Source organism: uncultured Aureimonas sp., assembly GCF_913775355.1.
Taxonomy (GTDB): domain Bacteria; phylum Pseudomonadota; class Alphaproteobacteria; order Rhizobiales; family Rhizobiaceae; genus Aureimonas.
The window spans coordinates 1-9,334 of sequence record NZ_CAJYIU010000243.1 but is presented as its reverse complement, the minus strand read 5'-3'; the positions used below and the strand labels follow the sequence as shown (position 1 = coordinate 9,334).

Below are 9,334 nucleotides of genomic sequence, written 5' to 3'. Positions count from 1 at the left end.
CGCATCACCGGATCGAGGTGGCTCGCCGGGTTCTGGAAGACCATGCCGATCTCGCGGCCCCGCAGCGGCGCGAACTGCGCATCGGACAGCCCGTCGACCTCGCGGCTCTTCAGGCGGATCGCGTCGGCCGACACGGCAAGCGCCGGCGGCAGGAGCCGCATTAGGGCGCGGCAGGCGACCGTCTTGCCCGAGCCGCTTTCGCCGACGAGCCCGAGGATCTCGCCGCGCGCCAGGCGGAAGGAGAGGTCGTCGACGATCCGGCGCTCGCCGAACGGGCTGGAGGCCGCGACGGTCAGGCCCTCGACCTCCAGCGCATATGAACTCGCCCCGCTCATGCGCGCCGCCCGAGGACGTCGCCCAGCCCGTCGGCGACGAGGCTGAAGCTGAAGGCGAGAAGCACGATCGCAAGGCCCGGGAAGGCGGAGATCCACCAGGCGCGCGCGAGAAAGGCCTGCCCCTCGGCCACCATGATTCCCCATTCGGCGGCGGGCGGCTGCACGCCGAGGCCGAGATAGCTGATCGCCGCGCCCGACAGGAGGACGAGCACGCAGTCCGACATGGCGAAGACCACCGACGCGGTCAGCGCATTGGGCAGGAGGTGGCGGAACATGATGCGCGCATGGCCGAAGCCAAGCGAGCGGGCGGCGAGCGCGAAGTCGCTGCCCTTCAGGACGAGGATCTGCGCCCGCACGAGCCGCGCGTAGGACACCCAGCCGACCAGCGCCATCGCGATGAAGAAGCTCTGGAGACCCGGTCCGAGAATGGTAATCACGGACAGCATCAGGACGAGGAAGGGAAAGGCGAGGACGACGTCGACGACGCGCATGAAGATGCCGTCGACGAGCCCGCCGAAATAGCCGGACACGGTGCCGACCACCGTGCCGATCAGGAACGGGAAGACCACGCCGAAGACGGCGAGCTGCAGGTCGATCCGCGTGCCCCAGATGATGCGCGAGAGGATGTCGCGCCCGTAGTTGTCGGTGCCGAAGGGATGGGCGAACGAGGGCGGGGCAAGACGCGCGGCGGCGTCCTGGAAGATCGGGTCGTAGGGCGCGACGAGCGGGGCGAGGAGCGCCAGAAGAAGAAAGCCCGCGAGCAGTGCGAGGCCGGCGACGAGCGGCAGCGGCGTCCCTGCGCCGCGGCGCGGCCGGGCGGGAACGAGCAAGGGGGCCGGGACGGGGACGACGCTCACAGGCGCACCCGCGGGTCGGCCGTCACGGTCAGGACGTCGGCGAGGAAGTTCACGAGGACGGTAGCCAGCGCGAAGACCATCGCGACGCCCTGCACCACCATGTAGTCGCGCGAGAAGATCGCCCGGACCAGAAGCTGACCCATGCCGGGGATGGCGAAGACCTGCTCCACCACGACGGTACCCCCGATCAGCCAGCCGATGTTGACCGCCAGAAGATTGAGCGTCGGCAGGATCGAGTTGGGCAGGACGTGCCGCCGGAAGATCACGGCCTCGGGCAGCCCGCGCGCGTGGGCCGCCAGCGCGACGTCGGACCGCATCTCGGCGATCAGCGAGGCGCGCAACTGCCGCGTGAGGACGGCCGACAGCGAGAGCGCGACGGTGAGCCAAGGGAGGGCCATGTGGTGCAGCTTCTCGAGAACCGTGTCGCCGTAGCCCGACACCGGAAACCAGCCGAGCGTCACCGAGAAGAGGATGATCAGCATGATCGCCAGCCAGAAGTTCGGCAGGCCGAGGCCGAGCGTCGAGGCGAGCCGCACGCCGCTGTCGGTGGCCGAGCCCTGCCGCCGCGCGGCGATCGTGGCGAGCGGCACGCAGATGAGGAGCGACAGCACAACCGATCCCGCCACCAGCACCAGCGTCGGCTCGAGGCGCTGGAGGATCAGGCCGAGGACGTCGACCTTGTAGAGGATCGAGCGGCCCATCTCGCCGCGCCCGAGATTGCGCAGGAAATAGAGGTACTGGAGCCAGAGCGGCTCATCGAGGCCGAACTGCGCCCGCACGCGCTCCAGCGCCTGCGGCGTCGCGCGCGTGCCGAGGATCAGCCGCGCCGGATCGCCGGGGATCGAGCGGACGAGCACGAAGGTCACGAGGCTGATGCCGAGGAGGACCGGGATCAGCTGGAAGGGGCGCGACAGGACGAAGCGATAGCGGTGCATCGGGCGGGCTTAGGCGGCTCCCGCAAGGTCGGTGGCTTGGCTCCGCCCGCCGCGCCGCGCGAGGAAGTCGATCAGGACGGGAAAGAAGGCGGCTGGCTCCTCGAAGAAGGGCATGTGGCTGGAATTGGGGAAGACGCGGAGCTCCGCGTCGGGCAGGGCGAGCTTCATGCGCATAGCGCAGGCCGGCGTCAGCTCGTCGTGCTGGCCGACCGTGATCAAGGTGGGCACCGCGATCCGGTGCATGTCGGGGATGCGGTTCCAGTCCTTCAGGTTGCCCGTATAAGTGAACTCGTTCGGCCCCTGGATCGTCTCGTAGGGGCGCATGTTCCAGTCATCCAGCGAGCGGCGCACCGGGGCCGGCCATTCGGCGAGGCGGCAGACGTGCCGGTAGTTCAGGACTGTGATCGCCGCTTGGTACTCGGGATGGTCGAGCGTCCCTTCGGCCTCGTGGCGCTGCATCATGGCGACCGTCTCGGAGCCGAGCGCCTCGCGCAGGCGGCCGAGTTCGGCGACGAGGTGGGGAATGTCGGCCGCCGTGTTCTCGAGCACCAGCGTGCGAAGCGCCTCCGGGTGGGTCAGCGCGTATTCGACCGAGAGCCAGCCGCCCCAGGACTGGCCGATGAGGTGGACGCGGCCGAGGTCGAGCGCCTGCCGCACGGCCTCCACCTCGCCGACATAGCGGGTGATGGTCCAGAGCGCGGGGTCGGTCGGCCGGTCCGAGCGCCCGGTGCCGAGCTGGTCGAATGCGACCACGCGATAGCCTAGGTCGACGAGGCAGGAGTGGGAGTCGCGCAGATAGTCGCAGGGCAGGCCCGGCCCCCCGTTCAGGAGCAGGATCGCGTCGTCGCCCTCGCCGAACGAATAGGTGACGACGCTGCCGCCCTCGACCTCGACACGCTCTATCCGATCCGGTTCGATCTCGCGCCACATGGTAGTCCGTCACCCTGTTGGTTGCTTCGCGCCGAGACTAGGACGGGGGTCGCACGCCGCGAAAGCTATCAAAACTGATAGGATCGGAGCGTGCCCGCTTGCCCGCAGTCGCACAAGATGTGAACATGCCTCAATGTTCAGCAGCGGGATGCGCCCGTGACGGTCTTGAATGCTCTGGAATTGGAAGCGGAACTCGACGCGGCGCCCACGATCGGCGCCCGCCTCGACATCGCGCACGGTGCGATGGCCGCGCTCGGGCTCGGCGCCCTGATCTACGACTACGCCCCGGTCGCTTACACGCACGAGGGCGAACTCATCACCCCGTCGTTCTTCGGCATGCGCGAGGTGCCGGCTGACATGGTCGACCTCTGGTCGTCGAGCGGCTTCTACCAGATCGACCCGGTTCAGCATCTGGCGCTCAACAGCCCGCGGCCCTTCGTCTGGAGCTACCGCCGGAACGGGCAGACGGTGCTGAACCAGGCGCTCGACGAGCGGCACGAACCGGTCGTCACCTACGTCCACGACATGGCGATCACCTGCGGCATGACGGTGCCGATCCACGGGCGGTCGGGCGACTGCGCGACGGTGACCGGCATCCGCTACGGGGCCGAGGACGACTTCCACCGCGAGGGCGCCGAGCTTCTTGGCGACTTCACGCTTCTCGCCCACGCGGTCCATGCCGCGGTGGAGCCGCTGTTCGGCGAGGCGGAGCGGCGCTCGCGCGCGGTGCACCTGACGCCGCGCGAGCGCGAATGCCTGCGCTTTTCCGCCGAAGGCCTGTCGGCGAAGGACATTTCCGGGCGCCTGTCGCGCTCGGTGCCGACCGTCACGATGCACCTGAATGCGGCCGCAAGGAAGCTCGGCGCGCGCAACCGGGCGCAGATGATCGCGCGGGCCGCGCACTACCGGTTGCTTTAGGCCGCGAAGGGTGACGGGGGCTTCGCTTTTCTCGGTCGAATGCCGCGAAATCGAAAGCCGAGAGCGACAGGCCCGTCAGGATCATCATCCCCCGCACTGCCGACTGCGGCAGCTGTTTCGCGGCAGAGAGATTCAGCTTCTTTGGATGTCGATCTCACGGATGGAAGAGCCAGGCTTGAATCGGGTGTCGGGTCTCGAGAAGCCTCATGGGCGGGCAGTCGCCGGGATCGTTTGCGTTACTTACGAGATGGCGAGGGCCGGCCTCCGTGCAGGCGGCTCAGATCGCACGTCATCGAGTAACTCTTGGGCTGCGCGCCGACGGCGCGTTACCGACAATTGTCGTTTCCCTTTCAAGTAGACGGACAAGCGTTCATCGGGTCGTGGACCCGGACGTCGCATTCGAAAGGGCCGATCCGGCCCGACCATTTCGACGATCGAAAGCTCCGCGATCGGATCATCGAAACCATGCCGACGCCGCACCGGATCGCCGGGGCTCGTGCAAAACGATGGCATAGCAAGCGGCAGTCGGCGGGCATGGCTATGCGGTCTCTGGCATACCGAACGCATGTCGTCATCGAGCCTGCATAGAAAATCGGCAGAAAAATTGCTGGGTCGAAGACGAATGGTAGCAGTGGGCAGATTTGAACTGCCGACCTCCGGGTTATGAATCCGGCGCTCTCACCAACTGAGCTACACTGCCATGACGGATCGTGGGACTTGGCCAAATCCGAAGCGCTCGCCGTTGTCGTGCGGCGAGTTGAGGGCGATATACGGACGCCCGAGCGCCCCTGTCAAGACGGAAGGTATGGCGTCCGGCGTTTCGCCTTGAGGACCCCGATGCCGCCCCCATCCGACGACTTCTTCGCGCAGGACGCCGTGTCGCTGGCCGCCGCGCTGATCGGGTGCGAGTTGTATCTCGACGGCGTCGGCGGCCGGATCGTCGAGACGGAAGCCTACCGGGCCGACGACGCCGCCTCGCACTCCTTCCGCGGTCCGACCGCGCGCAACCGGGCGATGTTCGGGCCGGTGGGGCGGGCCTACGTCTACCGGTCCTACGGCCTGCACTGGTGCCTCAACATCGTCTGCGACGGCGGGGCTGCAGGCAGCGCCGTTCTCCTGCGGGCGCTGGAGCCTCTCGCCGGGCTGGACGCGATGGTGCGCCGCCGCAAGCTCGACGACCCGCGCCTCCTGTGTGCGGGGCCGGGCCGGCTGACGCAGGCCCTCGGCATCGACGCCAGCCACGACGGGATGGCGATCGGGGAACCGCCGTTCCGGTTTCGCCGTGCCGAGGCGCCGGGGCCGGTGAGCGTGGGTCTTCGCATCGGAATCACCAAGGCGGTGAACGAGCCCTGGCGCTTCGGGCTCGCCGGCTCGCGCTTTCTCAGTCGCTCGCTACGAAACGTGTCCGGCTGACGAAAGCTAGCCATGGACGCTGCGGGAGAGGGGCTGTAACCCAGCCTTGTCCACCTGCCGCCATCGACCCCTGCGAGTCCCCATGCCGACGCCCGCCAGCGCTTCCCACCCCCGCAAGGCGGCCCTTTGGGGTGTCGGCTTCATGATGCTCGGCTGCTTCATGTTCTCGGTCAACGACGCGATGGGCAAGTGGCTGGTCGGCACCTATTCGGTGGGGCAGGTGCTGCTCCTGCGCAGCGTCTCGGCGCTGGTGCTCCTCCTGCCGTTCCTCCGCCGCGTCGACCTCCGCAGCGTCGTGCGTCCGGCGCGGCCGGGACTGCATTTCCTGCGGGCCGCGGGCTCGGCCATGGAGACCGGCTTCTTCTATTGGGCGCTGAGCTACCTGCCGCTCGCCAACGTCATGACCTTCTACCTCGCCGGGCCGATCTACGTGACGGCGCTCTCGGCGCTGATCCTCAAGGAGCGGGTCGGCTGGGTGCGCTGGAGCGCGGTTCTGGTCGGCTTCGGGGGCGTTCTGATCGCGCTGGGGCCGGATCTTGCGAGCGCCGGCTGGCCCGCGCTGATCGCGGTGGCGGGCAGCTTCTGCTACGCGCTCCTGATGATCTCGACCCGCATCCTGGCGGGAGCCGGCGAGACCACGCTGATCACCTGGCAGACGGTGATGGCGCTGGTGTTCGGGGCGATCCTCGCGCCGATGACCTGGATCACGCCGTCCGCCTTCGACCTCGGGTTCCTGTTCCTTCTCGGGATCGTCGCGATGGCGGCGCATCTTTCGGTGAACCGCTCGCTGACGCTCGCGCCCGCCTCCACGGTCGTGCCCTACCAGTACACGCTGATCGTCTGGGCGCTCCTCTTCGGCGTCGTGATCTTCAACGAGACGCCGCGCATCTCGATGCTGGTGGGCGCGGCGGTGATCACGGCGTCCGGTGTCTTCATCTTCCTGCGCGAGCAGCGACTGAAGGCCGACACGACCGCGCAGGGCGCGGCCGGCATGGTGGGTGCGCCGGACGACATCCAGATCCCGCCGGCCAAGAGCTGACGCCCGGCAACGAGAAACCGCCGGCCCGCATCATGCGGACCGGCGGTGGTGGGGCGGAGACGGGGCCGGGCAGTCGACCCCGTCTTCCCATCCGGCCTCCGGCGGCAGGACTTGAATGCCGGAAGCCGAACGCCGGGATCAGTTGAAGCGGAACGAGGCCTTCGCCCACACGGTGTGGAAGTCGAAGTCGTCGTCCGATGCCGTGGTCAGCGTCGACCCGTTGCCGAGCGGCACGACGAGTTCGGCGTCCGTCGAGCCGAGGTTGGTGTAGAGATACTCGAGGCCGAGGATCAGGTTGTCGGTCACCGCATAGTCGGTGCCCGCACCTACCGCATAGCCGACGCGCGTGTCGTCCTCGCTGGCGGCGAGACCGAACGGCGTGTTGACGATGGTCGTCTCGACATTGCCGAAGGCGACGCCGCCGGTGCCGTAGACGAGGAAGCGGTCGAGACCGACGCCCGCCTTGAGGCGCACAGTGGCGAGGTAGTCGAGCTCGCGCGACACGCCGATCGTGTCGAAGCCGTTGGTGATGCCGGCGCTCTTGGTGATGTCGACATAGGACAGGTCGCCGACCACGCCGAGCACGAAGCTGCCGCCGCCGAGCGCCACGTTGTAGCCGACGTGACCGCCGCCCGCGAAGCTGTCGTCTTCCTCGGAATAGGAGCGATGGTTCGCGCCGAAGTCGTAGGCATAGGTGCGCTCGGGAACGCCGGGCGTGCCGGGCACGGCAGGCGAGCCGGGGGTGGCGGGGGTGTCCGGCGTCGCCGGAACGGCGGGGGTGCCGGGTGTTCCCGGTGTGCCGGGGGTGGCGGGTGTCCCCGGCGTGCCGGGCTGCGCCGGGGTCACCACGACCTGGAACTCGCCGGCCACGCCGAGTGCGCCGGCACCGCCGGCCGCCGCGTAGGCTGCGGAGAGCTCCCGCGCGCTGATGATGCCCGTCGAGCCGTCGGGATACTCGACCGCGCAGCTACCCGCGGCCGCGCCGCCGGCGCCGGCTGCCGTACAGGAGTATTCCAGCGTTCCGAACACGGCCGGCGTGCCGGGTGTTCCGGGCGTACCGGGATTGCCCGGTGTGCCGGGCGTCCCGGGAATCTCCGGCGAGCCGGGGTTGCCGGGGATGAAGGGCGTGGCGGGGGTCGCGTCGCGGCCCGGCGTCGCGGCGATGCCGGGAACGAAGACGAAGCTCGACGGGATGTTCGACGAGCCACTGTTGAACGAGCCGCCGGCCTGGCCGCCGATGTAGAGGCCGGTCCAGGAGAAGGCGGGGGCGAGCACCGCCACCGGGGGCGGCTCGGGCGGGTAGTCCACGATGTCGGCGGCGAGGGCGGGGAAGGCGCAGGTCGCGGCCGCCAGCGTCAGGGCGAGCTTCTTCATGGGGTGCTCCAGCAAGCAGGTTCTTGTTGTTCGTCGCCCAACCTTTCCGGTTGCGGCGCGGCTCATGCATGCCGGCAAGGCCTGCCAGCTGTTCGGCCGGTTCGGGGAGGAGCGGGGGGACCGCTTGCGCGGACCCCCCGTATGCTGAGACTTACTGGCCGGTGATCTGCGTGGAGACCGTGTTGGCGACCGCAGCCGGGACGTCCTGGAACGCCGCGCCGCTGTAGCCCATCGAGATCGTGCCGGTGTTGACCGCGCCGAGCACCGTGGTGGTCAGGCCGTTGAGGTCCATGCTATTGGCGACGGCGGCCACTGCACCGTTGATCGCGCCGAGGTTGAAGGCGCGGTTATTGGCGTACACGTCCTGCAGCGGCCCGTTGTAGAGCTGCTCGAGCGAGTTCGTGACCGTCGAGGACGGGCCGGTTACCGAGGCGAGGATCGTCTCCGACGCCGCCGAGTTCGACGCCGTGTTCGAGGTGTTGGCGGCGGCACTGGCGGCAGCCGTGACGCTGTTGGTCACAGTGCCCGTGGCAATCGTGGTCGACTGGCTGGCGCGGTTGGCCGATGCCGAGCCGACCGACGCGATATCGCCCGTGTTAACGGCGCCCAGAACCGTCGTCTCGATGGCCGCACGGTTGACGATACCACCCGTGGTGCGGACGACCGTATCGACCTGACCAAGGTTGACGTCGAGACCGATCTCGGCAGCACCCGCAATAGCGGCTACCGCCGGAACGACGGTCGCGCCGGCGGCACCGGCACCCTGGATGTTGAGGCCGACCCGCGGCAGGTCGACGTTGGTGATGGTCTCCACACCAGCCTGACCGAGAACGACCGCACCGTTGATAGCGCCGATGTTGACGGCCTCATTGACCCAGTTGCCGTTGCCGAAGCTGGCCTGAAGGTTGACGAGGTTCGAGTTGATCGCGGCATCAATGGTGGGAAGCACGGCCTGCGCCTGTGCACCGCCGACCGAGGCCAGACCCATCACCAACGCCGAGGCGCCGATTGCAAACAGAGATTTCATTGGTTAACTCCAGCTGTTGCCCGAGACTTGCCGGCTCCCTGTCGGCGGTCTCCTAGTTGGACAGGTCGTTCGAGAGAGCCCTGTCTCTCGGCGGAGCGGTTCCAGCGCTCCGCCGAATTCGTCATTGCGTCAGGATGGCCTGCGCCTTGGCCTGATCGCTGAGTTCGGGTTCGGTCTTTCCGCTGCCGGATCCCTGGAAGGCACCACTGGATCCCGCATAGGGTTTCTCGTTTCGGCCGGCGGCCGGCGTCGTCGCGGCCACCGGCATTCCGGCCCCCATGCGAACGCCGGGTGGCGTTGCGGGCGCGGCGGCTCCTGCCGGAGCGGGGGATGGCTTCGCGCCCGGCGGCGGCGCGCCGACCGCCTTGGCGGCGCTGCGCGCCTTCTCCATCGCCGCCACGGCTTCGGCCGTCTTGGTGTGGTCGACATAGCCGTGGGCGCGGTCCACGAAGGTGCGGCACTCGGCGTAGTTGTCGGCCTTCATCACCTGCGTCAGCAGCTCGAAG

Annotated in this window: 9 protein-coding genes, 1 tRNA gene and 1 pseudogene; 3 read left to right on the top strand and 8 right to left on the bottom strand. The window is 68.6% G+C overall.

The features are described 5' to 3' along the window. The 4 genes from QZ753_RS14705 to QZ753_RS14690 all read right to left on the bottom strand — a co-directional run. Positions 1–335: ATP-binding cassette domain-containing protein (locus QZ753_RS14705; protein ID WP_294644634.1), on the bottom strand; the 335-nt coding region annotated here is incomplete at its 3' end. Then, positions 332–1,123 carry an ABC transporter permease gene (locus tag QZ753_RS14700; RefSeq protein ID WP_294644635.1) on the bottom strand — a complete coding sequence of 264 codons (792 nt, stop codon included), beginning with the start codon at positions 1,121–1,123 and terminating at the stop codon, positions 332–334. The genes QZ753_RS14700 and QZ753_RS14705, both read right to left, overlap by 4 nt. 65 nt (positions 1,124–1,188) lie before the next feature. Beyond that, the gene (locus QZ753_RS14695) at positions 1,189–2,127 is read right to left on the bottom strand and encodes an ABC transporter permease (RefSeq protein WP_294644633.1); all 939 of its coding nucleotides are present in this window, start codon (positions 2,125–2,127) and stop codon (positions 1,189–1,191) included. A gap of 9 nt (positions 2,128–2,136) precedes the next feature. Beyond that, positions 2,137–3,057, bottom strand: a complete 921-nt coding sequence (locus tag QZ753_RS14690; protein WP_294644632.1) for a proline iminopeptidase-family hydrolase — start codon at positions 3,055–3,057, stop codon at positions 2,137–2,139. 156 nt (positions 3,058–3,213) lie between these two features. Here QZ753_RS14690 and QZ753_RS14685 point away from each other — a divergent pair, with 156 nt between their 5' ends. After that, a complete protein-coding gene (locus tag QZ753_RS14685) occupies positions 3,214–3,975 on the top strand; it encodes a LuxR family transcriptional regulator (RefSeq protein ID WP_294644631.1) in 762 nt (253 codons plus the stop codon). Between the two features lie 623 nt (positions 3,976–4,598). On the opposite strand, the gene QZ753_RS14680 is transcribed toward QZ753_RS14685, so the two are convergent. Beyond that, positions 4,599–4,675, bottom strand: a tRNA-Met gene (locus QZ753_RS14680). 137 nt (positions 4,676–4,812) lie between these two features. Here QZ753_RS14680 and QZ753_RS14675 point away from each other — a divergent pair. Continuing rightward, positions 4,813–5,388, top strand: a complete 576-nt coding sequence (locus QZ753_RS14675) for a DNA-3-methyladenine glycosylase (protein ID WP_294644630.1) — start codon at positions 4,813–4,815, stop codon at positions 5,386–5,388. A gap of 82 nt (positions 5,389–5,470) precedes the next feature. Beyond that, positions 5,471–6,427: a DMT family transporter gene (locus QZ753_RS14670; protein WP_294644629.1), complete on the top strand. Its 957-nt coding sequence runs from the start codon at positions 5,471–5,473 to the stop codon at positions 6,425–6,427. Positions 6,428–6,565: 138 nt separating this feature from the next. Here QZ753_RS14670 and QZ753_RS14665 read toward each other — a convergent pair whose 3' ends face one another. The 3 genes and pseudogenes from QZ753_RS14665 to QZ753_RS14655 form a co-directional block, all read right to left on the bottom strand. After that, the gene (locus QZ753_RS14665; protein WP_294644627.1) at positions 6,566–7,801 is read right to left on the bottom strand and encodes an outer membrane protein; all 1,236 of its coding nucleotides are present in this window, start codon (positions 7,799–7,801) and stop codon (positions 6,566–6,568) included. A gap of 151 nt (positions 7,802–7,952) precedes the next feature. Further along, entirely contained in the window at positions 7,953–8,789 is an 837-nt protein-coding gene (locus tag QZ753_RS14660) for a hypothetical protein (protein WP_294644626.1), read from the bottom strand. A gap of 160 nt (positions 8,790–8,949) precedes the next feature. Further along, positions 8,950–9,334 (bottom strand): annotated as a pseudogene (locus tag QZ753_RS14655) (hypothetical protein); the annotation flags it as partial.